Here is a 23,466-nt window from a genome sequence, read left to right as displayed (position 1 = left end):
GTTGTACAGGGTGGGTTTGAAGTAGCCAGTAGCGGGTTTCCTACCCGTTGCTCCTGTCGGCGATGATGCTCGGGGCGGGGGCGATGGTGGTCGGGCTGAAGCGGTTGGCGAAGTGAGATGTCGGCGGCTTTCAAACCGCCTTCGCTGGCAAGCCAGTTCCTACAATGTTTATGTGGTCGCCACAGACCCTGGAGGAGCTGGCTTGCCAGCGATGGCGATCTGTAGCCGCCGCCATTCCCGGATCAGCCCACTTGCCCGACATTCAGCAATTTTTTCCGATTCTGCAGCCCTCGCACCACCAGATACAACAATGGCCCAATCGACACAAACACCGCGGTAATCAATAGATAAGGCACCACCGAAAGCGCCGATTGCCCGCGCTTTCGTGCATCCCGGTACATCCAGATGCCCGCCAGTGTCGCCAGCAGGTAAAGATCGATCACAACTTGCGCGGTATCAGGTCGTGACATCAGGCTGATGCCGAACTCGATCAGCGATTGCTCGGCCTGGAGCATCACCGAAACGGTATAGCCGGCAAAGGCGATCAGGGCGATCAGGGGCAAGGCAATGGCATTCATGTGTTCCTTCCTTGGGCAATGACTGGAATCAGCAGCCTATAGCGACCACCACAAATTTGCCATTGACTTGCCATCAGCGTCCGGCTAATTTCGAGCCATGACTTCCACCGTATTGCGCTGCCAGCCAAGCATTATTACCGCCATTCCTCATTTGGCGGGCTAGCTCACGACTGCAGCACCCAACCCGCCCTAGAGGCGGGTTTTCATTTTCTGTCTCCGGGGCCCAGATCAAATTCAGGAGACGACCATGAGCTTTACCACCGACCAGCAAGCCCTGCTTGAACGCTACGTGAAAAAAATCCTTGCCGCGCCGGTGTATGAACTGGCTGTGCGCACGCCGTTGCAGGCGGCACCCGCGTTGTCTGAAGCCTTGGGTAATCAGGTCCTGCTCAAGCGCGAAGACCTGCAGCCGACCTTTTCCTTCAAGATCCGCGGCGCCTACAACAAGCTGGTGCAACTGAGCGACGCGCAAAAGGCTCGCGGCGTGGTCACGGCTTCTGCCGGCAATCATGCCCAGGGCGTGGCACTGGCCGCGCGGGAGTTGGGGATCAACGCCACCATTGTCATGCCCAGCACAACACCGCAACTGAAGGTCATCGGGGTGCGCAGTCGCGGTGCCGATGCGGTGTTGCATGGCGAAAGCTTTCCGTTTGCCCTGGCCTATGCACTGGGCCTGGCCGAGGAAACCGGTCGAACCTTTGTTTCGCCTTTCGACGACCCGGAGGTGATCGCGGGGCAAGGCACGGTGGCGATGGAAATCCTGCGCCAGCATCAAGGTCCGCTGGATGCGATCTTCGTGCCGGTGGGAGGCGGGGGGCTGATCGCGGGCATCGCCGCTTACGTCAAGTACCTACGGCCGGAGGTGCGCATCATTGGCGTCGAGTCGGAACATTCCGCGTGCCTGCAAGCGGCGATGCAGGCCAGCGAACGGGTGGTGCTGCCGAGCGTCGGCACCTTCGCCGATGGGGTGGCGGTGGCACAGATCGGCGCTTACGGCTTCGAGGTCTGCCGGTTTTGCGTGGATGAGGTGCTGACGGTCAGCAACGACGAGCTTTGCGCCGCGATCAAGAATATCTACGACGATACCCGCTCGATCACCGAACCTTCCGGCGCGCTGGCGGTGGCCGGAATCAAGAAGTACGTGGCACGGAGCGGGGTTCGTGGTCAGACCCTGATCGCCATCGACTCAGGAGCCAACATCAACTTCGACAGCCTGGGGCATGTGGCCGAGCGCGCCGCGTTGAGTGGCGCCCAGGCATGACGCTTGTCCCGGTGGTGAGGGAGAAAGCTCCCTCACCACATTGCGGCGGATGCCCGGTTATTCCTGAACGGCTTTCTCGACCTTGTTCGATGCCGACCAGATTCGGTAGCGCACTTCGATGTCCTTGGGCACGTACAGCACCAGCGGCAGCTTGCTGTTGTAACGCAGCAGGAAGCCGTCGCCGACCACCGGGACAAAATCCTCTTTGCTCGTGCCGGCAGGGCAGGCCATCAGCGTGCTCATCGGGCCAATGACTTTTTCCAGGCGATAGAACGGGTAGCCCCAACCCTCGAGGTTCTTCTCCTCGAGAATGCCGCCCAGGCGGGGGTGATTGCAGTCAACGGTCATTGTCTTGCCGGCCAGGATCTCGACCTGGAAGTCGTCTTCCCGAGCCTGTGGCGCAAGGTGGATGACCTGGCGGGTAAACCCGCTGTCGGCCTTCGGATAGGGCGCGGTCTCTTCGAGTTTGGCGGCATGTGCAACGCCAGCAAGCCCCAGTGCGAACAGCGCTGCGCTCGCGTTGACGGTCAATGAATTCATGTTGCCTCCTTGCTTGAAGTGAAGGACGGCATTTTCACTGTCGTGTGCAGTGAATGCAAACCCGCAGGGCCGAGCGTGCAAATTGCGGGTTTCTCAGGGGGGGTTATTGCAATCTGCATGACAGGCTTTACCGGTGATTTGCCTAACCTCTTGATTTGCCGATGAGCTGCACGGCGAAATCCAGGGCATGTTTTATGCTGTAGCTGTCCTTGAAGCTTGCCGGGATTTCACATGAGCGAGCATTGACCATCATTGGCAGTCTCACAAAGGAGAGGGTCGCCATGTTTCTTTCTGCCTTGGAAATTCGCAACATCATCGAAAGCAGCTTTTTACCCCAGCGTTGCCAGTGCACGTTGTCTCCGGATCTGTCGATGACCGTCAAGGTCTATGCCGACGGGCAAACCGATCACCTCGACCTATTGGTCACTGGCATCGATGCCTCCGGGCTCAATGGTTGTCGGGAAATAAACGAGTTGATTGGCCAACTGCGTTCCAGACAGCATCACGTAGAGTTCGAGCCGCACTCGATGCTGGGCAAAGCGCTCTAGCCTGCGGTTTCATGCTCCACCGACACGCGCCGGGTCTGGAAGAATGCCAGGCCCAGCGCCAGTTCAAGGGCGACCGCCAGTAAAATGCCCGGCCCGGCATGACCATTGAGCCATTCGCCAAAGCCCAGCGCAGCCAATCCCCAACAGCCGACCACGAAGCCATGGCTCAATGCATTTCGGACTGAGGACGGGGGTTCATGGCGAACCAGATAGAACATCACGCTCAATGCTGCAAACAGCACAGCCGTGCGTCGTGCGATCAAGCCTGCGGCGAATGAAAACTCCATATCCCAGAGCGACAGTAACCGCTGCGGCACGAGACCCCACACCAGGGCCAGGAAAAAGCATAGAGCGGCGGCAAACGTCGACAATGTACGAAACGACAACTGCATGGCGAATCCTTGCGGGCAGTGAGGGAGGCGCTAGAGCATAGCGCCGCAACCCTCAAAGGAATACCGGCAGGTGCCAAATCAGACGTTTCGCTCAGCCCTGGTTCTCGCAGGCGTCGGAAAGTTTACGGTAGGTAATTTCTGCAGGTTTTCCCGCGTCATCGATGTACTTCATGTCGGCCTTCACCACTTTGCACTCCATGGTGTCGGGCTCGGTCAGTGAAATCACTTTGCTGACATGCAATGGCATGCCGTAGTGATAAGGCACGGCCTGGGAAGTAGTGGTGTCATTGGCTTGAGCCAGCCCGGCAAATGCGGTGCAGGCGAGGGCGGCGGTAACCAGCAGGGTGCGAGTGTTCATCAGTGATCTCCGGTGCGGACGGAAAGTCAGTTCGATGTGTGGCTTGTCGAACCTGCCGCACTGGGCGTCAGAACAGTCTGAGGGCGTGCGGTCCAGTGAAGTGTTGGACCACACGGTTAAGCGAGGGTTAATTCGGCTGAACGCCGCCTGTCGCAACGCTGTGGTCACGGGTATCAGTTAAGACCATCAGGCGCCGGATGGAAAGCCTTCGCAAGCAAGTCGAAGAGGCCCTCGAATTCAGCACAAATCCAGCTGCTTGCGATAAGGCAAATCCGGTCCTGTCTTGCTGCACGTCAACGCCGCCGCCTGCACCGCGAACTTCAGCATGCGGTCGATCTGCTCGCGGCCAAGTTGCTTCAAACCCTCCACCGAGTCCAGCTGCTGTTCGGTCAGCCAGGTAATCAGCGCCGCCTGAAAGGTATCGCCCGCGCCCACGGTGTCGGCGATTTCTACCGCGCAGGCTGGAGTCGACCAAGCGCCATGAGCCCGGCTGAACACGCTCGCGCCTTCGCCGCCGCGGGTCAGGAACACCAACTGACAGCGGTGCTGCAACCAGCCTGCGATGACCTGCGCCGGATCCTGGTCGGGGTACAACAGATGCAGGTCCTCGTCACTGACCTTGATCAGGTCGGCCAGCTCCACTAGCGTCGCGATACGTTTACGCCACAGGTCTATGTCCGGCTGCGGGTTCAGGCGCACGTTCGGATCGAGGCTGATCAGGCGCTTGCCGCTTTCCCTGCGTACCAATGCCAGGAGCGTGTCGGCAATCGGCTGCACCACCAGGGAAAACGAGCCGATATGCAGGCCACGCACCTCAGGCCCGAGCGCTGGCAGGTGCTCCGGTTGCAATTGCCGATCTGCGCAGCCTTCGCCGCGGAAGCTGTACTGCGGTGAGCCATTGGCGCCGACCGCAACCATCGCCAGGGTGGTCGGCGCGGCAAAGTCCAACAGGTAATCCGGCAGCACGCCTTCATCTAGCAGCACCTGCAGCAGGCGTCTGCCCAAGTAGTCAGTGGACAACCCGGCCAACAGTGCCGAGTCCACGCCCAACCGGCGCAAGCCCACCGCCACGTTGAACGGCGAGCCACCGGCGATGGCTTTGAAATTCACGTTGGACGCCAGACCGCTGGCGTCGTTTTCACTGAAAAAATCGAACAGCGCTTCGCCACACACCAGGTACATAATTGTTCACTCTTCAAAGGGTTGCGACATGCTGTTGATAGCGTTCATAAGCTTGCTGACTGGCTTGGACATTGCCCGTGACCGGCAGGGTTTCACTGGCCGGGTCGAGTTTCACGCAGCGTTCGCACAAGTGCGCCAGACTGTCTTCGTGTCCGTTTGCCCGGGATACGCACCAGGCCGCCTGAATCGCCGCACCCAGGGCCGCGGCCTCGCTTTGTTCGGTGCAGATCACTGGTGTATTCATGGTATCGGCGACGATCTGCCGCCACACCGCACTTTTCGAACCGCCACCGATCAGCCGAATGCTGCGGCTTTGTAAGCCATTGTGACGTAGCAGGTCCAGTCCGTAACGCAAACCGAACGTCGTGCCTTCGACCACCGCGCGGCACAGGTTGGCCCGGGTCAGGTTGGTCATGGTCAGGCCCGACAGGCTGCCGCTCGCATGGGGCAGGGCGGGTACCCGCTCGCCGTTGAAGAACGGCAGCATGCACACACCTTCGGCACCGATCGGTGCCTGGGCAACCAGCTCGTTGAATTCATCGATGTCGAGTTCCAGCAGGTCGCGAATCAGCCCGGTGGCATTGGTCAGGTTCATGGTGCAGATCAACGGCAGCCAGCCACCGCTGGAAGAACAGAACGTGGCGACTGCGGACTGCGGGACAACGTCCGGCTGATCGGCATAGGCGTACACCGTGCCCGACGAACCGAGACTCATGGTGATTGCGCCGGGCTGGATGTTGCCGGTGCCGATGGCGCCCATCATGTTGTCGCCGCCGCCACTGGACACCAAGGCCCGCGGGTTGATGCCCAGGTGTTCGGCAATCCCCGGCAGAATCGTGCCGACCGGCTGATGGGCATCGATCAGTTCCGGCAGGGCGGCTTGCAGGCGTCCGCCCGGATCGATGTCACGCAACAATTGCAAATCCCACTGACGGGTTCGAATGTTGAAATACCCGGTGCCGGAGGCATCACCGTATTCACTGCAACTGCGTCCGGTGAGCCAATGGTTGAGGAAGTCGTGAGGCAACAGTATGCGGGCGATCCGGGAAAACACCTCGGGGTGCTGCTCTTTGGTCCATAAGAGCTTGGACGCGGTGTAGCCCGGTGCGATGACCACGCCGAGGCGTTCCAGCGAACCCTTTTCGCCGCCCAGGTGAGCCAGCAGGCGGTCATTCTCCGGGGTGGTTTCGGTGTCACACCAGAGTTTGGCCGGGCGCAGCACCTTGCCCTGATCGTCGAGCAGCACCAGGCCGTGCTGCTGGCCGGAGACGCCAATGCCCAGGATCGACTGGCCATCGACCTTGGCCGCGAGCAAGGCGCGGCGGGTGGCTGTGGCGAAGGCTTCCAGCCATTGATGGGTGTCCTGTTCGCGACGGCCGTTGGCGCCGCTGATCATCGTGTGGGTGGCTGCGCCCTGGCCGAGCACTTCACCACTGGCCGCGTCGAGGATGATGGCTTTGGTGCCCTGGGTGCCGCAGTCGATGCCGAGGAAGTGTTGTTGGGTTGTCATGCTGAATCCTTGATACACGTCTGGATTGAGTATCCCTGGTGCCTGTCAGGCCGCCTTCACGAGCAAGCCCGCTCCCACAGGGGAATGCATTCCAAATGTGGGAGCGGGCTGGCTCGCGAAGGCGGCGGCAGCTTCACCGCAGGACTTACGCCAACACTCGTTCCAGCGTCCGCGACACCCCCACCTCACGCAAACTGTTGCAGCACCACTCGAACGCCGCGACAAATGCTGGGGAGTGCGCGATCGCCGTACCAAAAATCTCCTCGACCGCCAGCAAGCGCTGGGTAATCAGCACATCATCGGCTACCAGTGCCTGGCAGAACGCTGCGCGCGGGTCAGGAATCGAGTAGGTCTGGCCATGCTCGTCCACTCCCTTGAGGTACAGCGCCCACGCCGCTACCACCAACGCTGCACGCTTGGTCTCGCGGCCATCGGCGATCAATCGGTTGATGGTCGGCACGGTGAATTTCGGAAACTTCGACGAGCCGTCCGAACACACCCGTTCAAGCTGATCGGCAATCGCCTGATTGGAGAAGCGCGCCACCAGCGTGTCTTTGTACTGGGTCAGGTCGATGCCCGGCATCGGCGCCAGTTGCGGGGTCACGTCCAGATCCATGTAAGCGCGCATGTAGCGCACGAACAGTGGGTCGTTCATGGTCTCGTGGACGAAGCGGTAACCCTTGAGGAATCCCAGGTACGTCAGCGCCAGATGACTGCCATTGAGCAGCTTGATCTTCATTTCTTCATAGGGCGTGACGTCGTCGGTGAACTGTACGCCGACCTTTTCCCAGGCCGGACGACCGTTGACGAACTTGTCTTCCAGCACCCATTGCACAAAGGGTTCGCAGACCACCGGCCAGGCATCGTCCAGCCCATGCTGGTCGGCCAGTTGCAAACGGTGTTGGGTGCTGGTCATCGGCGTGATGCGATCGACCATGGCGTTGGGGAAACTGACGTTGGCGGCGATCCAGTCGCGCAAATCTTTGTCGTGCAAGGCGGCGAAGGCCAGCAGGGCCTTGCGGGTCACCGCGCCGTTGTGCGGCAGGTTATCGCAGGACATCAGGGTGAACGCCGGCGTGCCCGCGGCGCGGCGCCTGGCCAGTGCCGCGCAGAGAAAGCCGAACACGGTTTTCGGGGTATCGGGGTGCGCCAGGTCATGCTGGATCTGCGGCAAGTGCGCCATGAACTCACCACTGCTGTCGTCGATGCAGTAGCCACCTTCGGTGATGGTCAGCGAGACGATGCGGATCTCGGGGCTGGCCAGCTTGTCGATCAACGCCTGGGCACCGTCTTCAGCCAGCAGCATGTCGCGAAGGGCGCCGATCACCCGCACTTCGGTGGCGTTGCTGTCGCCGAGTTCGAACAGGGTGAACAGGTAATCCTGTTCCTTGAGATCGTCACGGGCGCGGCGGTCCTCGGCGCGCAGGCCGACACCGCAGATGGCCCAGTCCAGCGCTTCTCCGGTGTTCATCAGGGCATCGGTGTAAAACGCCTGGTGGGCGCGATGGAAACCGCCGACGCCGATGTGCGCGATACCTTGGCGGGTATCGCCCAACCCATAGGCGGGCAGGACCACTTCGGGAGCGAGGCGGTTGAGGTTCTGTTTGTTCAGTTTCATCGCAGGCACTCGCAAATCAGGCAGCAACGCGCAACGGGCGGGTCAACGCCACGCCGTCGGCATCGAATAAATGGCAGTGTCGGGCGTCCAGTCGCAGGCTCAGGGTTTCGCCGTAGCGACTGGCCAGATCGCCGCGCACGCGCATAGTCAGGGCTTCGCCGGATGCCGTGCGGACGTGGCAGAAGGTGTCGCTGCCCAGGCGTTCGCTGACATCGGCGGTGACCTGCAAGGTGCAGTCGCCGGGTTTGGCCAGTTCCAGGTGTTCCGGGCGGATGCCCAGCGTCACCGCGCCGCCGACGCTCAGTTGCCGACCGCTCAAGGGCAGGTTGATGCGGGCTCCGGCGTCCAGCTGCACTTCACAGTCCTGGCTGTCTACACGGGTAACCTTGCCCTTGAGGAAGCCCATTTTCGGTGTGCCGAGAAAGCCGGCGACGAACAGGTTGGCAGGCTGGTGGTAGAGATCCAGTGGCGAACCGACTTGCTCGATCTTGCCGCCATTGAGCACAACCACCTTGTCGGCCATGGTCATCGCTTCGACCTGGTCGTGGGTGACGTAGATCATCGTCGCTTGCAGGTCTTTGTGCAGGCGCAGCAGTTCCAGGCGCATCTGCACGCGCAGGGCGGCATCGAGGTTGGACAGCGGTTCGTCGAACAGGAAGATCTTCGGGTTGCGCACGATCGCCCGGCCAATCGCCACGCGCTGGCGCTGGCCGCCGGAGAGTTGCTTGGGCTTGCGCTCCAGCATCGGCCCCAGTTCGAGGATGCGCGCCGCTTCGCTGACCTTTTTCTCTACTTCGGCTTTCGCCACGCCGGCCAGGTCGAGGGCGAACGACATGTTCTTGCGCACGCTCATGTGCGGGTACAGGGCGTAGGTCTGGAACACCATCGCCAGGTCGCGCTTGGCCGGGCTGACTTCGGTGATGTCGCGGCCATCGAGTTCGATGGTGCCGCCGCTGACTTCCTCCAGCCCGGCGATCAGCCGCAGCAGCGTGGATTTACCGCAGCCCGAGGGGCCGACGAAGACCACGAATTCCTTGTCGTTCACCTCAAGGTCAATGCCCTTGATGATGGAAAAACCTTCGAAACCTTTTTGCAGATTCTTGATTTTCAGGTTGGCCATGGTGATGGGCCTCCGTTTATTTTTCTGTAGGAGCGAGCTTGCTCGCGATAAATTTGTAGGCGGAGCGTTCCTCCTGTCTGCACGCGTTATCGTTCACGTCCATCGCGAGCAAGCTCGCTCCTACAGGAATCTTCATTTCACGGCGCCGAACGAGAGGCCGCGCACCAGTTGTTTCTGGCTGATCCAGCCGAAGATCAGGATCGGTGCACAGGCCAGGGTCGAGACCGCCGACAACTTGGCCCAGAACAGCCCTTCGGGGCTCGAATACGAAGCGATCAACGCGGTCAGTGGGGCGGCTTTCGAGGAGGTCAGGTTCAGTGACCAGAACGCCTCGTTCCAGCACAGGATCAGCGACAACAGCACCGTGGACGCCAGGCCGCCCTTGGCGATCGGCAGCAACACCCGCAGCATCTCCTGCGCCAGTGTGGCGCCGTCGAGGCGCGCGGCTTCGAGGATGTCCTTGGGGATGTCCTTGAAGTAGGTGTAAATCATCCAGACCACGATCGGCAGGTTGATCAGCGTGTAGATCACGATCAGCGCGATCCGCGTGTCGAGCAGGCCAAAACTCTTGGCCAGCAGGTAGATCGGCATCAGCACGCCCACCGGCGGCAGCATCTTGGTCGAGAGCATCCACAGCAGCGTGCCCTTGGTCCGCTGGGTCTCGTAGAACGCCATGGAATAGGCCGCCGGTATCGCGATCAGCAGGCACAGGGCGGTGGCGCTGAAGGAAATCACCACCGAGTTCCAGGCGAAACTGAAGTAATCGCTGCGCTCATTGATGTGCAGGTAGTTCTCCAGCGTTGGCATGAAGAGGAACTGCGGCGGCGTGGCGAAGGCATCGATTTCGGTCTTGAAACTGGTCATCACCATCCAGAAGATCGGGAAGAAAATCAGGATCGCGATGGCCCAGGCCAACGTACCGAGCAACAGGCTTTGCAGGCGACGGGATTGTTGAAGAGTCATGGCGGGCCTCAGGCTTTGTCGGTCAGGTTTTTGCCGATCATTCGCACCAGAATGATCGCGGCGATGTTGGCGATGACCACGGCGATCAAGCCGCCCGCCGAGGCCATGCCGACATCGAACTGCACCAGCGCCTGGTTGTAGATCAGGTAGGCGAGGTTGGTCGAGGCGTAGCCGGGGCCGCCGTTGGTGGTGGTGAAGATTTCGGCGAACACCGAGAGCAGGAAGATGGTTTCGATCATCACCACCACCGCAATCGGCCGCGCCAGGTGGGGCAGGGTCAGGTGCCAGAAAATCGCGATCGGCCCGGCGCCGTCCAGGCGCGCGGCTTCTTTCTGCTCCTGGTCGAGGGACTGCATGGCGGTCATCAGGATCAGGATCGCGAAGGGCAGCCATTGCCACGAGACAATGATGATGATCGACAGCAGCGGGTAGTGCGCCAGCCAGTCCACCGGTTGCGCGCCGAACAGCTTCCAGACGTAGGCGAGAATCCCCGACACCGGGTGGAAAATCAGGTTTTTCCAGATCAGCGCACCGACCGTGGGCATGATGAAAAACGGCGAGATCAGCATCACCCGCACGACGCCGCGACCGAAAAACTCACTGGCCTCCAGCAGCGCGCTGATCAGCACGCCGAACACCACACTGATCAGCAGCACGCTGCCCACCAGCAATAGCGTGTTGGTGGCGCCGGGCAGGAAGCCCGAGTCCGTCAGGAAATAAGAGAAGTTCTCCAGCCCGACAAATTCGTTTTCACCCGGATTTAGCAGGTTGTAGCGGATCATCGAGAAGTAGAGGGTCATGCCCAGAGGCACGATCATCCACAACAGCAGCAGCGCTACCGAAGGGCTGACCAGGAACCAGCCGGGGTTGGCCACGCGGCTTTTGCGCTGGGGCTGGGCAATGTCCATATGAGCTTTGGCAGTTGAAGTATTCATGGCGATCAAAACCGATTATTTACAGGCATATGAAGATCAACCGTGGGAGCGGGCTTGCTCGCGAAGAGGCCAGTACATCCGACACAGCTTTTGCGATTGGAATACCGCTTTCGCGAGCAAGCCCGCTCCCACATTGGATACGGGGCTACTTGGGATAACCCGCGCGCTTCATTTCGCGTTCAGTGGTTTGCTGGGCCGCCGCCAGGGCCTGGTCGACCGTGGTCTGGCCGATCAGCGCCGCCGAGAAGGATTTGCCGACCTGGGTACCAATGCCCTGGAACTCGGGAATGGTCACCAACTGAATCCCGATGTAAGGCACCGGCCTGGCGCCCGGCTTGCTTGGGTCCGCGGCTTTGAGCGACTCCAGGGTGACCTTGGCGAACGGCGCGGCGTTCATGTACGCCTCGCTGTAGGTCGAGGCCCGCGTGCCCGGTGGTACGTTGGCGATGCCGTCTTTTTCCGCGACCAGTGCCCCGTATTCCTTGGACGTGGCCCAGGCGCTGAAAATTTTCGCCGCGTCCTTGGCTTTGGAACTGGTGGGAATGGCCAGGGCCCAGGAGTACAACCAGGCCGAGCCCTTGTCGGTAACCTGATGCGGCGCATAGGTGAAACCGACGTGATCGGCGACCTTACTCTGGGTCTTGTCGGTAACGAACGAGCCGGCGACGCTGGCATCGACCCAGATCGCGCATTTGCCACTGTTGAACAGTGCCAGGTTCTCGTTGAAACCGTTGCTCGACGCACCCGGCGGACCGGATTTCTTCATGGTATCGACGTAGAAGGTCAGCGCGTTTTTCCATTCGGGGCCGTTGAATTCCGGCTGCCACTGTTCATCGAACCAACGCGCGCCATAGGCGTTGGCAACAGTGCTGATCAACGCCATGTTCTCACCCCAGCCGGCCTTGCCGCGCAGGCAGATGCCGTACTGCTCTTTATCCTTGTTGGTGAGTTTGCCCGCGAGGTCGCCGATCTGCTCCCAGGTCGGACGCTCTGGCATGCTCAGGCCAGCGTCCTTGAACAGGTCGGTACGGTAGTAGGTGATCGAGCTTTCGGCGTAGAACGGCAGGGCGTACAGCGAGCCCTTGACCGAAAGGCCTTCACGCACCGACGGGAACACATCGTCGAGGGCATAGCTGGCCGGCAAGTCCTTCATCGGCTCCAGCCAACCCTTGGCGCCCCAGAGTGCCGCTTCGTACATGCCGATGGTCAGCACATCGAACTGCCCGCCCTGGGTGGCGATGTCGGTGGTCAGGCGCTGGCGCAGGACGTTTTCTTCGAGCACCACCCAATTGAGCCTGATGTCAGGATGCTCGGCCTCGAAGGTTTTCGAGAGCTTCTGCATGCGGATCATGTCGCTGTTGTTGACGGTGGCGATGGTCAGGGTCTGGGCGCCAAGACTGACGCTGCTGAGGGTCATGCAGGTGAGGGCAAGCAGGGCTTTTACCGAAGGTTGCATCGTGCACTCCTTTTCTGCACCCGGTGGGTTACAGAAGGACAGTTATTGTTTTTGTGTCTTCCTGCGAAGGGAAGAATGTGCACTGATTACAACCTTCAATACGGACGATGACAAAGCGTTGGCAGCACTTTGACTGATACTATTTTGCACTGAAGGAGTATTGCTGAAATGCTGGTCCGTGCTTTGCGTCCCTCACACCGGCGCTAGTACCTGGATCGACTCAATCGACATGGTTTGTCTGGTGGCCAATCTAAACTGCACGAAGAAACCTCCATTCGCATCGGCTCTGGCACCTTCAATCACATACAAGTTTTGATCTCGAAAGGGCAGTCCCGTGATCTCGCGGACACCTGCGGGATGCGTAGCGATCAATGTTTCGCCGGGAAAAAGACCGCGCAGGCGGATCAGCACCCGGACACCAACCGACGGCGACAGCTGCTGCCCAAAATTGCGCTGGACATCGGTTGAAAACCAGCAGTGCTTGTTGACGATGTCATCACGTTTTATTTCACCTTCGCCCGTCCAGCCCCGGGTTTCTCCCGGCGTGTCGAAGCGTGCGTTCTCGTTGATGTTTGTTGGAGTGACGGAGTCTTGCGAAGACTTGGGGCACATGGTTTGAGGTCTCGATGTGGATGGCTGGGTTGCCGCGAGAGCATGGATAACCCATCACGACCAAACCACTGTCGAAACTACCAGTTCCGACCAGTGGCTATCCCTGGTTTTGCTCGGTCAGCCGCTGCACCACCAGCCGCCGGTAGTGCGAAGGCGTCATGCCCTTGAGTTGCTGGAAGCGCCGGTTGAAATTGGAAATATTGTTGAAGCCCGATTCGAAGCAAACATCGGTCACCGGCTTGTCGCCATCGGCCAGCAACTCGCAGGACTTGCTGATGCGCAGGCGATTGACGAATTCGATGAAATTGCGCCCGGTGGCCTGCTTGAATACCCGGCTGAAATACGTAGGTTTCATGCCCAGGTGTTCGGCGACCTCTTCCAGCGTCAAGTCCCGGGCGTAATGGGCGAAAATGTAATCCACCGCGCGGTTGGTGCGGTCGATGTTGTTCTCGTCGGCCAGTTGCGGGGTCGTGGCGCCCGAGAGCAATTGGTAATCGTCGGTGGCCGCAAGCAACTCCAGCAGAATGAAAAAGTGCCCGAGACGGGTCGCACCGGTGGTATCGGCGATGCGCTGCATCAGATCCATCGCCTTGCCGATCGTGTGCTTGCAGCGAAACTCGATGCCGTACTGCGCGCGTTCCAGCAACGGCGCCAGGGCCTTGAGTTCGGCGAATACCTGATAGCCGCTGTCGAACAACTCGTCGGTGAAATTGACCAGCATGTCGCGCTTGGGCACCACTTCGTCCTCGGCCACCTGGCTGATCCAGTTGTGGGGCAAATTGGGGCCGGTCAGGAACAGTGTCTGCGGATAGAAGTTACCGATGTAGTCGCCAATGAATACCTTGCCTGAGCTGGCAACGATCAGGTGCAGTTCGTACTCCTTGTGGAAATGCCAGCGCACCAGCGGGCAGGGAAAACCATGCTGGCGGTAAATGATGGACAGGCCGTTGTGGTCGTCCATCAATTCATAGGAAGGATCGGTAACTCTGGCGGTGCGGGTCATGACAGGGGCGCTTGTGTTGTTATCCCGTCCTGATCATGCCTTCAGCCGGGTGAAAAATGCTACTGCCGCCTGTTTGCCCGCTCATGCAAGGCATGGCCGTAAACCGCTTTGACTCTGCCCATCGAACAAACCAATGCCTCATGGCCGCTATTACTTGAGGCGGGATTGGGCTTTCATTATGTTTGCCGCACGGCAGAGGTGAACCAGGTTTGACTCTTCAAAGAAATCCGCATTGATAATGCTGCACTTGTGAATCCATGGTTTGTTGACATCGAACCAATCATTCAGCTTTTTAGGGATGCTAACCGGCCCCCCTGCGACGGAGTAAGCGGTGGCAGAGAGAGACCATGGGGAACTTGAAGACGGAGGACTTGCCATGACCGTTCCAATAAAAGATTCGAGGTATTGGACATCGGTGATGGCGGTGCCGCTCCATTTGTGTTGAATACTCCTGCCAAAGGCTTGTGGGTCCAGGTCCGGGTGATAATCGGCGGCGAGCAGTACCCGTTGAGTCTTGCTGATGCGTTTCAACTCTCCAAGCGTCTTACGGCTGTGTTCAAGAGGAATGATGAGTTCGCCTAAACCACCTACCAGGCGATCACTGAACTCCTTGAAGTTAAATGGACGATTTCCACGATCCAGTTTATGGAAGTCGAGGATTATGAACTCATCGGGATTAGCCACTAGAAAACTGGAGACGTCCTGAGTTAGCTGAGAGAGCTCGCGATAGGAGCGTACGCCGTTATGGTGGAAGTAAAAATGCAAGTGGTTGTTGCCATTTCTGACGTTTATATCAAATTCAAGTCTGACGTCGAATGCCCTGGCGCCGTTTATCAGTTGATAATAAAACGAGTCGTTTTGGCAGACTGCCCAGTGCGTGGCTGGTGCCAAGATATAGTTACCGTTCTTGTCTGATCCGGTGTTGTGTGCGCCAGGCAGAATCAACTCGCCGAGGGTAAGATTATCAATGACTGGAATGTTACTCATCCAGTCGTTGAGGGTCGGGGCGTAATTGCCATATTCAAAGTTTGGTCGTGTTTCGTTATTGTCGTTCATGGTGCGTCCGTGCAGTGAGGTTGGATAGGGTTATTTGTGAACTAAATGCTTTATCGCATTTGGTGGAGAGGAATTTATAGCAATCAGAAAATAGAAAAGCCACTCTTGCGATTCAAGCAAGAGTGGCAGGCTGTTTCGTATTGTTAATAGGTTGTTAGTTAGGTTTTATGTAAAGTTTTTTTATGTGATTCATTGAGCCCGGCTTTTCGCTTCAATCCATTGCGCCATGTATTGAGTACTTTTGTGGTGGTGATGGCGCAACATGCTGCCGGTAAAGTTATCTCGCCTGATGTTAGCCAGATCCCGCTGGCATTCGACCAGCCGCTGGATCAAGGCCGGGCCATGCACGGATTTGCGGTAACGGCTGGCAAGCAGGGTTTGCGCGTGCGCCTGGGCATGGAGCCAACGCGTCTTGTCATTGTGGAGTTGCACGGCTTGATCGGCGAATTCGCGGGCCGAACGGGTCACTGCACCGGGCCACGCCTCGTCGCCATGCATTGCTTCGGCACCGACCGGGGTCGTCACATTCGGTGTACCACAGAGCATCGCATCGACAATCTTGCCTTTGATGCCCGCGCCAAAACGCAGGGGCGCCATGCAGACCCGCGTCGACGACATGACCTGCAGGGCGTCCTCGGCCCAGTTCATCACATGAAATCCCTGGGTCGGGTTATGCAGGGCGGTCGCCTTGGGCGGTGTGTAGGCACCATAGATATGCAATTGAGCACTGGGCAATTGCTCGCGAACCAACGGCCAGATAGCGGTTTTCAACCAGAGCACGGCATCCCAGTTGGGTGCGTGGCGAAAGTTACCGATATGCAGAAAGTGTGCCCGGTCTTCGTACTCGACTGGCGCACGGGTCGGAAGATCGACCATCAATGGACACCAGTGCAACAGGCTGCGCGCAATCCTGAATTGCTCGACCAGCAATTCGATTTCCACCTCGGAAACCATCAGCGTCAAATCACAGCGAAAAAACGAGGCGATCTCGCGCTTCGCCAGATCGGTATTGGCCATGTGCTCGAATTCTTCTCGCGACGCCTTGGCGAACAGGTCGCTGAAGTCATTGTTGTCATCGTTGGCCTTCAAACGCTCCTTGAGGCGTTGATGCCGACCATGCCTGAGACTTTGCAGGTCGCAACTTTCGAGCACGCGCAAGGCATCGGGACACTGCTTCTCGACACGCCAGCCGAACTGTTCCTCCATCATGAATTGATCGAACAGCACGATGTCCGGCGCCAGTTCGCTGATGAACGTGTCGAAACTGCTGTTGTTCAGCTCGATGGGAACTTCGTGAATTCCCATCGCCGTCAGGTCTGCACGTTGCTCGCCGAAGCCCGCCGGGCTGCTGAACGTGACGTCCCAGCCCTGTTGCAGAAAAACCTCGAGAATTTGCATGACATGCCCGCTGGCCGCGGAAGAGCGGGGCTCGGGCCAGACGTAACCAATGACCAGGACTTTGGTTGCGTTGGGCTCAATCATGTACGGGAATTCCTTGAAGCGAAGACAGGGCAGGGACGAAAAAGGCGCGCATTAAACCACAGGGCGCACAGGGTCACCCGAGAATGCTTTTGACCTTGTCGCGCAACTGATCAATGGAGAAGGGTTTGCCGATCAGGTGCATGCCTTCAGGCACTTCAATGTTTTCGGCGTAGCCGCTGGCAAACAGGATGGGAAGGTTGGGGCGTATCGTGCGGGCGTGGGTGGCCAGTTCACGGCCGTCCATGTCCGGCAGGCCAACATCAGTCATCATCAGGTCGATGTCCTGGTTCACGTCCTTGAGCCTCAGCAGCGCCTCTTCGCTGCCATCGGCTTCCAGTACCTTGAACTCCAATTCCTCCAGTACGTCGACGATCAGCATGCGCACGATGGCATCGTCTTCGACGACCAGGATGATGGGGGCGTTGGCGGATGACATAGTGGAATTCCCGATAAAGATTGGTGTTGCCGGTCGTTGAAAATTGCCGGCTTATTGCATGAGTAAGTGGCGGATCCCGACAAGTTCCCAGGACGATGCAAAAAAGAACCTGGCGCAGGTCAGGCTAGGATAACCCGACGCTTTGCGCGGGCGCAGCGCAATGTAGGACCTTGCGCGAAAACATGTCAGAAAATTGGATCAATGTGCCAGTTTTGGGGCAAACTCCCTGCATCCTGACAGTTCGACAAGGCCTGCCCCATGACCTCTGTGTCCACGGTTGATGAGCAACGATTTCGTAAACTCCTGAGCCGCAACATCAGCCTGCCGTTGGGTCTGGGCGTCATCAGTGCCGTGTTCTTCGTGTCGCTGATCACCTATCTGCTGTCGACGATCCAGTGGGTGGAACACACCGACCGGGTGATCAATAACGCCAATGAAGCGGTCAAGCTGACCGTGGACCTGGAAACCGGGATGCGCGGTTTCCTGCTCAGTGGCGACGAACATTTCCTCGATCCCTACGAAACCGCCAAGCCGCGAGTTGCCGTGGCACTCAATACCTTGCTCGAGTTGACCGCCGATAACCCGGTGCAAACCGACCGCTTGCTGCGGTTGCAGGCGTTGCAGTTGGAGTGGACCAGCTATGCGCAGTCGATGATCGATTTGCAGCGCAGCAGCGGTGACTATCGCTCCGCGGTCAAGGCCGGGCGTGGCAAACGCCTGACCGATGAAATTCGCAAGCAGTTCGAGGAAGTGATCGACACCGAACAGCAACTACGCGCATCGCGCAATGATGAGGTGCGACGCACCACGGTCATGAGCATCAGCCTCTATCTGTTGCTCATCGCCGGCGTCAGCGGCTTGCTGGCGTATGTCGGGCGCCGCGATTTGCTCAATCTTTCGCAAAACTACAGCGTCAATCTCGCGGCCCAACAAGCCAGCGCCCATCGCCTGCAGCAACAGGCCTGGCTGCGCAACGGTCAGACCGAGCTCGCTGAGCAGGTACTGGGGCAGTTGAGCTTGAACCTGCTGGGACGCAACATCCTGCAATTCTGCGCGCAGTACCTCGGCACGGCCGTAGCGGCTATTTATGTGCGCGAAGATCACGGCGGCCTCAAGCGCATCGCCACCTACGGGTTTTCTCGTGAGCAAGAAGAGCGTGAACAGCAGATTTACAGCGACGAAGGCATTGTCGGCCAGGTGGCGCAGCAGGCACGACTGATTCGCCTGGACGAGGTTCCGGGGGATTATTTCAAGGTCAGCTCCGGCCTCGGTGACGGTTTGCCGCGCAGTGTGCTGGTGGTGCCGACCAGCGACGACGACCGGGTCAATGGCGTGATCGAGTTGGGCTTTCTGCGTCCACTGATGGACCGTGACATTGAATTGCTGGAACTGATTGCCGGCAACATCGGCACCTCGATCGAAGCTGCACGCTATCGCCAGCGTTTGCAGGATGTGTTGGCCGAAACCCAGCAACTCAATGAAGAATTGCAGGTACAGCAGGAAGAGCTCAAGACCGCCAACGAAGAGCTCGAAGAACAGTCGCGGGTTCTCAAGGAGTCTCAGGCGCACCTGGAGACCCAGCAGGTGGAACTGGAGCAGACCAACGAACAACTCGCCGAGCAGGCCTTGGCCCTGGCCGAACAACGCGACGCCATGGACCTGAAAAACACCGAGCTCAATCTGGCCCAGATCCAGCTTGAGGATCGCGCAGAAGAATTGCAGCGTTCGAGCAAGTACAAGTCGGAATTCCTCGCCAACATGTCCCACGAACTGCGCACGCCGCTGAACAGTTCGTTGATTCTGGCCAAGCTGCTGGCGGAAAACCCGGAGGGAAACCTCAGCGCCGAGCAGGTCAAGTTCGCCGATTCGATCTATTGCGCCGGCAATGACTTGCTCAACCTGATCAACGACATTCTGGACATTTCCAAGGTCGAGGCCGGCAAGCTGGAAATCCGTCCGGAGAACACCAGCGTCACGCGTCTGGTGGAGGGGCTGCGCGGAATGTTCCAGCCCCTGGCCACGGACAAACAGCTGGATTTCCAGCTCGATGTGCGGGACGGCGCGCCGCTGATGCTATTCACCGACCGCCAGCGCCTGGAGCAAGTGCTGAAGAACCTGCTGTCCAACGCCGTGAAATTCACTGAAAGCGGTATTGTCAGCCTGTCCGTCGCCACGGCGCCGAACGACGGCATTGCGTTCAGCATCCATGATTCCGGGATTGGCATAGAGCGGGATCAGCACGAAAGCATCTTTGAAGCGTTCCGGCAGGCCGATGGCACCACCAATCGGCGTTATGGCGGCACCGGGCTGGGTTTGTCGATTTCCCGTGATCTGGCCGCCTTGCTCGGCGGCTCCATCAGCGTGACCAGCACGCCGGGGCAGGGCAGTGCGTTCACCCTGGTGCTGCCTCAGCAGTACGTGGAACCGGGCGATGTGCCTGTCGAACCGATGCGCGCGGCTCCCGTGGCGGCTGCACCAAGTGTATTGCCACCCACGTTGTCGCCACTGATCGCCGACGTCGACATTCCGCGGTTTGACGACGATCGCAACAAGGGTCCGTTTACCGGCCGCTGCATTCTGGTGGTGGAGGATGAGTCGAACTTTGCGCACATCCTCTACGACCTTGCGCATGAACTGGGTTATCAGTGCCTGGTGGCCCACGGCGCCGATGAAGGTTATGACCTGGCCAAGGCGTTCATCCCCGATGCGATCCTGCTGGACATGCGCCTCCCGGATCATTCCGGCCTGACCGTGCTGCAGCGCCTGAAGGAACACGCCGAAACCCGGCACATCCCGGTGCACGTGATTTCCGTCGAAGACCGGGTCGAAGCGGCGATGCACATGGGTGCCATCGGCTATGCGGTCAAACCGACCACCCGCGAGGAACTCAAGGACGTGTTTGCGCGCCTTGAAGCCAAGCTGACCCAGAAGGTCAAGCGCGTGCTGCTGGTCGAGGACGACGACTTGCAGCGCGACAGCATTGCCCGCCTGATCGGCGACGATGACATAGAGATCACTGCCGTTGGCCTGGCTCAGGAGGCGCTGGACCTGCTGCGCACGTCCGTTTTCGATTGCATGATCATCGACCTCAAATTGCCGGACATGCTCGGCAACGATTTGCTCAAGCGCATGTCCACCGAAGACATCTGCTCCTTTCCGCCGGTCATCGTCTATACCGGGCGCAACCTGACCCGGGATGAAGAGGCCGAACTGCGCAAGTATTCGCGCTCGATCATCATCAAGGGTGCACGCTCGCCGGAGCGACTGCTGGACGAGGTGACACTTTTTCTGCACAAAGTCGAATCGCGGTTGTCCCATGAACGGCAGAAGATGCTCAAAGTCGCCCGCAGCCGCGACAAGGTCTTCGAGGGCCGCAGGGTGCTGCTGGTGGATGACGATGTACGCAACATTTTCGCCCTCACCAGCGCGCTGGAGCAAAAGGGCGCAGTCGTGGTCATTGGCCGCAACGGTCGCGAAGCGATTGAACGATTGAATGAGGTGGAAGACATCGATCTGGTGTTGATGGACGTGATGATGCCGGAGATGGATGGTTATGAAGCCACCGTTGAAATCCGCAAGGACCCGCGCTGGCGCAAGCTGCCGATCATTGCGGTGACGGCCAAGGCCATGAAGGACGATCAGGAGCGCTGCCTGCAGGCCGGCGCCAATGATTACCTGGCCAAGCCCATTGACCTGGATCGCCTGTTTTCACTGATTCGTGTGTGGTTACCGAAGATGGAACGTATCTAGTGGAGCGCAATTTTTCAGTGGAGCGAAACAGCGAAATCGAATTGCGGTTGTTGATCGAGGCGATCTACCTCAAGTACAGCTACGACTTTCGTGATTACTCCGGCGCATCGATCAAGCGCCGGGTCAACCATGCGTTGAGCCAGTTCGAGTGCAGCACCATCTCGGCGTTGCAGGAAAAAGTCCTGCACGACCCCACCGCGTTCATGCAACTGCTGCAATTGCTGACCATCCCGGTCAGCGAGATGTTCCGCGACCCCTCGCACTTCCTGGCCATCCGCAAGGAAGTGGTGCCGCTGCTGCGAACCTACCCTTCGATCAAGATCTGGATCGCCGGATGCAGCACCGGTGAAGAGGTCTATTCGATGGCCATTCTGCTGCGCGAGGAGGGCCTGCTCGACCGCACGATCATTTACGCCACCGACATCAATCCGCGTTCTCTGGAAAAAGCCAAGCAAGGGATTTTCTCGATGGAGAATGTCCGCGCCTACACTGCTAATTACCAGCAGACCGGTGGCCAGTGTTCGTTTGCCGACTACTATACGGCGGCCTATGGCTACGCGATTTTCGACAAGACGCTGCGCGAGAACGTCACTTTCGCCGATCACAGCCTGGCGACGGATAGCGTGTTTTCAGAAACTCAATTAATTTCGTGTCGTAACGTATTGATTTACTTCAATAAAAAACTTCAGGATCGGGCGTTCGGATTGTTTCATGAGTCCCTCTGCTATCGCGGGTTCCTGGTGTTGGGCAGCAAGGAAACCCCGGATTTCTCAGCCTTCGGCGATCAGTTCGAGCCGCTGGTCAAACAAGAACGGATTTACCGAAAATCATGAACAGTGCAACGGGTCTGCCAGCGATCGAAGCGATTGTAATCGGTGCCTCCGCCGGTGGCGTCGAGGCGCTGCTGAGCATCCTTGGGCCGCTGCGCGAAGGCTTCGCGCTGCCAATCATTGTCGTGCTGCACTTGCCGGATGAGCGCCGCAGCCATCTGGCGGACGTGTTTTCCCGTCGGGTTGCCCTGCCAGTGCTGGAGGCGTGCGACAAGACCCTGGTGGAAGCCGGCACGCTGTATTTTGCTGCACCGGGCTATCACTTGTCGGTGGAGCGGGACCGCAGCTTTTCCCTGAGCCTGGAGCCTCGAGTGCATCATTCGCGACCCGCCATCGATTACCTGTTCGAATCGGCCGCCGATGCGTATGGCGCCAATCTGGCCGCGGTATTGCTCACCGGCGCCAACCGCGACGGCGCACGCGGGCTGGCCCAGGTCAAACGGCACGGTGGCATGACCATCGTGCAAGACCCGCAAGAGGCTCAGGTCGCCACCATGCCCCAGGCTGCACTGGATCTGCACCAGCCAGACCACATACTTCCCGTACGCGGCATCGGCCGTCTGCTTGTCGAGCTGGAACGAATCGCATGCTAAGTCATATAAAGGCCAAACTGCTGATCGTCGACGATCTGCCGGAGAACCTGCTGGCGCTCGAAGCGCTGATCAAGCGTGAGGACCGGATCGTGTTCAAGGCGCTGTCCGCCGACGAAGCCTTGTCATTGCTGTTGCAACACGAATTCGCCATGGCCATCCTCGATGTGCAGATGCCGGGCATGAATGGCTTCGAACTGGCCGAATTGATGCGTGGCACGGAAAAAACCCGGAACATCCCGATCGTGTTCGTCAGTGCCGCCGGGCGTGAAATGAACTACGCGTTCAAGGGCTATGAAAGCGGCGCTGTGGACTTCCTGCACAAACCGCTGGACATCCACGCGGTCAAGAGCAAGGTCAATGTGTTCGTCGACCTGTATCGCCAGAGCAAGGCGATGAAGGAACAAGTGCTGGCCCTTGAGGAAAGTCGCCGCGATCAGGAAACCCTGCTCAAGCAACTGCAAAACACCCAGCTGGAACTGGAGCAGGCGGTGCGCATGCGCGATGACTTCATGTCCATCGTCGCCCACGAAGTGCGCACGCCGCTCAACGGCCTGATCCTTGAAACCCAGCTGCGCAAGATGCACCTGGCCCGGGATAACGCCGCGGCTTTCACCCTGGACAAGATGCACGCCATGGTCGACCGCGACGAGCGGCAGATCAAAAGCCTCATCCGCTTGATCGAAGACATGCTCGATGTTTCGCGCATTCGCATTGGAAAGTTGTCGATCCGGCCGACGCGGTTCGATCTTTCGACGCTGGTGCGCGATGTGCTGCACAACTTTTCCCAGCAGATCGACGCCGCCGAGACATCGGTCACCCTCGATGCCGAACAACCGGTGATCGGAAATTGGGACGAGTTTCGTATTGAACAGGTCATTTCTAACCTCCTGACCAACGCCTTGCGCTACGGGGCCAAGAGCCCGATCTCGGTGAAGGTATACAGTGAAGGCGGCCAGGCGCTGGTGGACGTGCAGGACCAGGGGATCGGCATTAGCGAAGAAAACCAGAAACGCATATTCCAGCAATTCGAACGCGTATCGGCCAAGCACGCCGTCGCCGGACTGGGCCTGGGTTTGTTTATTTCAGAACAAATTGTTGCCGCTCATGGCGGTACTATTACGGTCCAGAGCAGGATTGGCGAAGGCGCCTTGTTTCGCGTTTGTCTGCAGCTGTAGGAAAACAGCCAGATAAACGCAACCTCTGATCGACCTCACGGTCGTATCAGCAGCAATTGACCGAACAA

At 58.9% G+C, this 23,466-nt stretch carries 21 protein-coding genes and 1 pseudogene; 6 read left to right on the top strand and 16 right to left on the bottom strand.

The features are described from left to right. Positions 1-242: 242 nt before the first annotated feature. Positions 243-578, bottom strand: a complete 336-nt coding sequence (locus KGA88_RS03015) for a DUF2834 domain-containing protein (protein ID WP_223588849.1) — start codon at positions 576-578, stop codon at positions 243-245. Positions 579-825: 247 nt separating this feature from the next. On the opposite strand from KGA88_RS03015, the pseudogene ilvA reads away from it, so the two are divergent. After that, positions 826-1,821 (top strand): annotated as a pseudogene (gene ilvA, locus KGA88_RS03010) (threonine ammonia-lyase, biosynthetic); the annotation flags it as partial. A 75-nt stretch (positions 1,822-1,896) separates the two neighbouring features. Here ilvA and eco read toward each other — a convergent pair. Continuing rightward, the gene (gene eco / locus KGA88_RS03005) at positions 1,897-2,379 is read right to left on the bottom strand and encodes a serine protease inhibitor ecotin (RefSeq protein WP_223588847.1); all 483 of its coding nucleotides are present in this window, start codon (positions 2,377-2,379) and stop codon (positions 1,897-1,899) included. A gap of 281 nt (positions 2,380-2,660) precedes the next feature. On the opposite strand from eco, the gene KGA88_RS03000 reads away from it, so the two are divergent. Further along, positions 2,661-2,927: a DUF1652 domain-containing protein gene (locus KGA88_RS03000; protein ID WP_223588844.1), complete on the top strand. Its 267-nt coding sequence runs from the start codon at positions 2,661-2,663 to the stop codon at positions 2,925-2,927. Here KGA88_RS03000 and KGA88_RS02995 read toward each other — a convergent pair. The 14 genes from KGA88_RS02995 to KGA88_RS02930 form a co-directional block, all read right to left on the bottom strand. Then, on the bottom strand, positions 2,924-3,319 hold the full coding sequence (locus KGA88_RS02995; protein ID WP_223588842.1) for a hypothetical protein: 396 nt from the start codon (positions 3,317-3,319) through the stop codon (positions 2,924-2,926). The two genes, KGA88_RS03000 and KGA88_RS02995, sit on opposite strands and share 4 nt — an antisense overlap. 91 nt (positions 3,320-3,410) lie before the next feature. Beyond that, on the bottom strand, positions 3,411-3,677 hold the full coding sequence (locus KGA88_RS02990) for a DUF2790 domain-containing protein (RefSeq protein WP_110662424.1): 267 nt from the start codon (positions 3,675-3,677) through the stop codon (positions 3,411-3,413). A 237-nt stretch (positions 3,678-3,914) separates the two neighbouring features. Continuing rightward, the gene (locus KGA88_RS02985; RefSeq protein ID WP_223588839.1) at positions 3,915-4,859 is read right to left on the bottom strand and encodes a carbohydrate kinase family protein; all 945 of its coding nucleotides are present in this window, start codon (positions 4,857-4,859) and stop codon (positions 3,915-3,917) included. Between the two features lie 13 nt (positions 4,860-4,872). Further along, positions 4,873-6,369 carry a xylulokinase gene (gene xylB / locus KGA88_RS02980; RefSeq protein ID WP_223588837.1) on the bottom strand — a complete coding sequence of 499 codons (1,497 nt, stop codon included), beginning with the start codon at positions 6,367-6,369 and terminating at the stop codon, positions 4,873-4,875. 145 nt (positions 6,370-6,514) lie between these two features. Then, positions 6,515-7,987, bottom strand: a complete 1,473-nt coding sequence (locus KGA88_RS02975) for a mannitol dehydrogenase family protein (protein ID WP_223588836.1) — start codon at positions 7,985-7,987, stop codon at positions 6,515-6,517. Between the two features lie 16 nt (positions 7,988-8,003). Beyond that, the gene (locus tag KGA88_RS02970; RefSeq protein WP_223588834.1) at positions 8,004-9,107 is read right to left on the bottom strand and encodes an ABC transporter ATP-binding protein; all 1,104 of its coding nucleotides are present in this window, start codon (positions 9,105-9,107) and stop codon (positions 8,004-8,006) included. A gap of 132 nt (positions 9,108-9,239) precedes the next feature. Further along, entirely contained in the window at positions 9,240-10,070 is an 831-nt protein-coding gene (locus tag KGA88_RS02965; RefSeq protein ID WP_223588832.1) for a carbohydrate ABC transporter permease, read from the bottom strand. Between the two features lie 8 nt (positions 10,071-10,078). Then, positions 10,079-11,005: a carbohydrate ABC transporter permease gene (locus KGA88_RS02960; RefSeq protein WP_110660326.1), complete on the bottom strand. Its 927-nt coding sequence runs from the start codon at positions 11,003-11,005 to the stop codon at positions 10,079-10,081. A 145-nt stretch (positions 11,006-11,150) separates the two neighbouring features. After that, complete coding sequence (locus tag KGA88_RS02955) at positions 11,151-12,461, bottom strand: ABC transporter substrate-binding protein (protein WP_223588830.1); 1,311 nt, start codon at positions 12,459-12,461, stop codon at positions 11,151-11,153. A gap of 192 nt (positions 12,462-12,653) precedes the next feature. Further along, complete coding sequence (locus KGA88_RS02950; RefSeq protein ID WP_110660328.1) at positions 12,654-13,073, bottom strand: hypothetical protein; 420 nt, start codon at positions 13,071-13,073, stop codon at positions 12,654-12,656. Between the two features lie 97 nt (positions 13,074-13,170). Next, a complete protein-coding gene (locus KGA88_RS02945; protein ID WP_110660329.1) occupies positions 13,171-14,076 on the bottom strand; it encodes an AraC family transcriptional regulator in 906 nt (301 codons plus the stop codon). Positions 14,077-14,226: 150 nt separating this feature from the next. Continuing rightward, positions 14,227-15,132 (bottom strand): phospholipase, encoded by a 906-nt coding sequence (locus KGA88_RS02940; RefSeq protein ID WP_223588827.1) that lies wholly within the window; start codon positions 15,130-15,132, stop codon positions 14,227-14,229. 189 nt (positions 15,133-15,321) lie between these two features. Beyond that, complete coding sequence (locus KGA88_RS02935; RefSeq protein WP_223588825.1) at positions 15,322-16,614, bottom strand: glycosyltransferase; 1,293 nt, start codon at positions 16,612-16,614, stop codon at positions 15,322-15,324. Between the two features lie 73 nt (positions 16,615-16,687). Beyond that, positions 16,688-17,050 (bottom strand): response regulator, encoded by a 363-nt coding sequence (locus tag KGA88_RS02930; protein WP_110658436.1) that lies wholly within the window; start codon positions 17,048-17,050, stop codon positions 16,688-16,690. Between the two features lie 258 nt (positions 17,051-17,308). Here KGA88_RS02930 and KGA88_RS02925 point away from each other — a divergent pair, with 258 nt between their 5' ends. Genes KGA88_RS02925 through KGA88_RS02910 form a run of 4 tightly spaced genes read left to right on the top strand, consistent with a single transcriptional unit; the run spans position 17,309 to position 23,398 of the window. Then, positions 17,309-20,800 (top strand): response regulator, encoded by a 3,492-nt coding sequence (locus KGA88_RS02925; RefSeq protein ID WP_223588822.1) that lies wholly within the window; start codon positions 17,309-17,311, stop codon positions 20,798-20,800. Then, positions 20,800-21,633 carry a CheR family methyltransferase gene (locus tag KGA88_RS02920; protein WP_223588820.1) on the top strand — a complete coding sequence of 278 codons (834 nt, stop codon included), beginning with the start codon at positions 20,800-20,802 and terminating at the stop codon, positions 21,631-21,633. The genes KGA88_RS02925 and KGA88_RS02920 overlap by 1 nt, the downstream gene beginning before the upstream one ends. After that, a complete protein-coding gene (locus tag KGA88_RS02915; RefSeq protein WP_110658433.1) occupies positions 21,630-22,223 on the top strand; it encodes a chemotaxis protein CheB in 594 nt (197 codons plus the stop codon). Before KGA88_RS02920 ends, KGA88_RS02915 begins: the two co-directional genes overlap by 4 nt. Continuing rightward, complete coding sequence (locus KGA88_RS02910; RefSeq protein WP_223588818.1) at positions 22,217-23,398, top strand: hybrid sensor histidine kinase/response regulator; 1,182 nt, start codon at positions 22,217-22,219, stop codon at positions 23,396-23,398. The genes KGA88_RS02915 and KGA88_RS02910 overlap by 7 nt, the downstream gene beginning before the upstream one ends. The last annotated feature ends 68 nt before the right edge of the window (positions 23,399-23,466 follow it).

The sequence above is a fragment of the Pseudomonas sp. A-R-19 genome, from assembly GCF_019956575.1.
GTDB lineage: Bacteria > Pseudomonadota > Gammaproteobacteria > Pseudomonadales > Pseudomonadaceae > Aquipseudomonas.
This window is presented reverse-complemented; position numbering and strand designations above follow the sequence as displayed.

Bases quoted from the DNA above. Each gene is read 5' to 3' on its own strand.
- KGA88_RS03015 (WP_223588849.1), bottom strand. From the start codon at position 578: ATGAATGCCATTGCCTTGCCCCTGATCGCCCTGATCGCCTTTGCCGGC.
- eco (WP_223588847.1), bottom strand. From the start codon at position 2,379: ATGAATTCATTGACCGTCAACGCGAGCGCAGCGCTGTTCGCACTGGGG.
- KGA88_RS03000 (WP_223588844.1), top strand. From the start codon at position 2,661: ATGTTTCTTTCTGCCTTGGAAATTCGCAACATCATCGAAAGCAGCTTT.
- KGA88_RS02995 (WP_223588842.1), bottom strand. From the start codon at position 3,319: ATGCAGTTGTCGTTTCGTACATTGTCGACGTTTGCCGCCGCTCTATGC.
- KGA88_RS02990 (WP_110662424.1), bottom strand. From the start codon at position 3,677: ATGAACACTCGCACCCTGCTGGTTACCGCCGCCCTCGCCTGCACCGCA.
- KGA88_RS02985 (WP_223588839.1), bottom strand. From the start codon at position 4,859: ATGTACCTGGTGTGTGGCGAAGCGCTGTTCGATTTTTTCAGTGAAAAC.
- xylB (WP_223588837.1), bottom strand. From the start codon at position 6,369: ATGACAACCCAACAACACTTCCTCGGCATCGACTGCGGCACCCAGGGC.
- KGA88_RS02975 (WP_223588836.1), bottom strand. From the start codon at position 7,987: ATGAAACTGAACAAACAGAACCTCAACCGCCTCGCTCCCGAAGTGGTC.
- KGA88_RS02970 (WP_223588834.1), bottom strand. From the start codon at position 9,107: ATGGCCAACCTGAAAATCAAGAATCTGCAAAAAGGTTTCGAAGGTTTT.
- KGA88_RS02965 (WP_223588832.1), bottom strand. From the start codon at position 10,070: ATGACTCTTCAACAATCCCGTCGCCTGCAAAGCCTGTTGCTCGGTACG.
- KGA88_RS02960 (WP_110660326.1), bottom strand. From the start codon at position 11,005: ATGAATACTTCAACTGCCAAAGCTCATATGGACATTGCCCAGCCCCAG.
- KGA88_RS02955 (WP_223588830.1), bottom strand. From the start codon at position 12,461: ATGCAACCTTCGGTAAAAGCCCTGCTTGCCCTCACCTGCATGACCCTC.
- KGA88_RS02950 (WP_110660328.1), bottom strand. From the start codon at position 13,073: ATGTGCCCCAAGTCTTCGCAAGACTCCGTCACTCCAACAAACATCAAC.
- KGA88_RS02945 (WP_110660329.1), bottom strand. From the start codon at position 14,076: ATGACCCGCACCGCCAGAGTTACCGATCCTTCCTATGAATTGATGGAC.
- KGA88_RS02940 (WP_223588827.1), bottom strand. From the start codon at position 15,132: ATGAACGACAATAACGAAACACGACCAAACTTTGAATATGGCAATTAC.
- KGA88_RS02935 (WP_223588825.1), bottom strand. From the start codon at position 16,614: ATGATTGAGCCCAACGCAACCAAAGTCCTGGTCATTGGTTACGTCTGG.
- KGA88_RS02930 (WP_110658436.1), bottom strand. From the start codon at position 17,050: ATGTCATCCGCCAACGCCCCCATCATCCTGGTCGTCGAAGACGATGCC.
- KGA88_RS02925 (WP_223588822.1), top strand. From the start codon at position 17,309: ATGACCTCTGTGTCCACGGTTGATGAGCAACGATTTCGTAAACTCCTG.
- KGA88_RS02915 (WP_110658433.1), top strand. From the start codon at position 21,630: ATGAACAGTGCAACGGGTCTGCCAGCGATCGAAGCGATTGTAATCGGT.
- KGA88_RS02910 (WP_223588818.1), top strand. From the start codon at position 22,217: ATGCTAAGTCATATAAAGGCCAAACTGCTGATCGTCGACGATCTGCCG.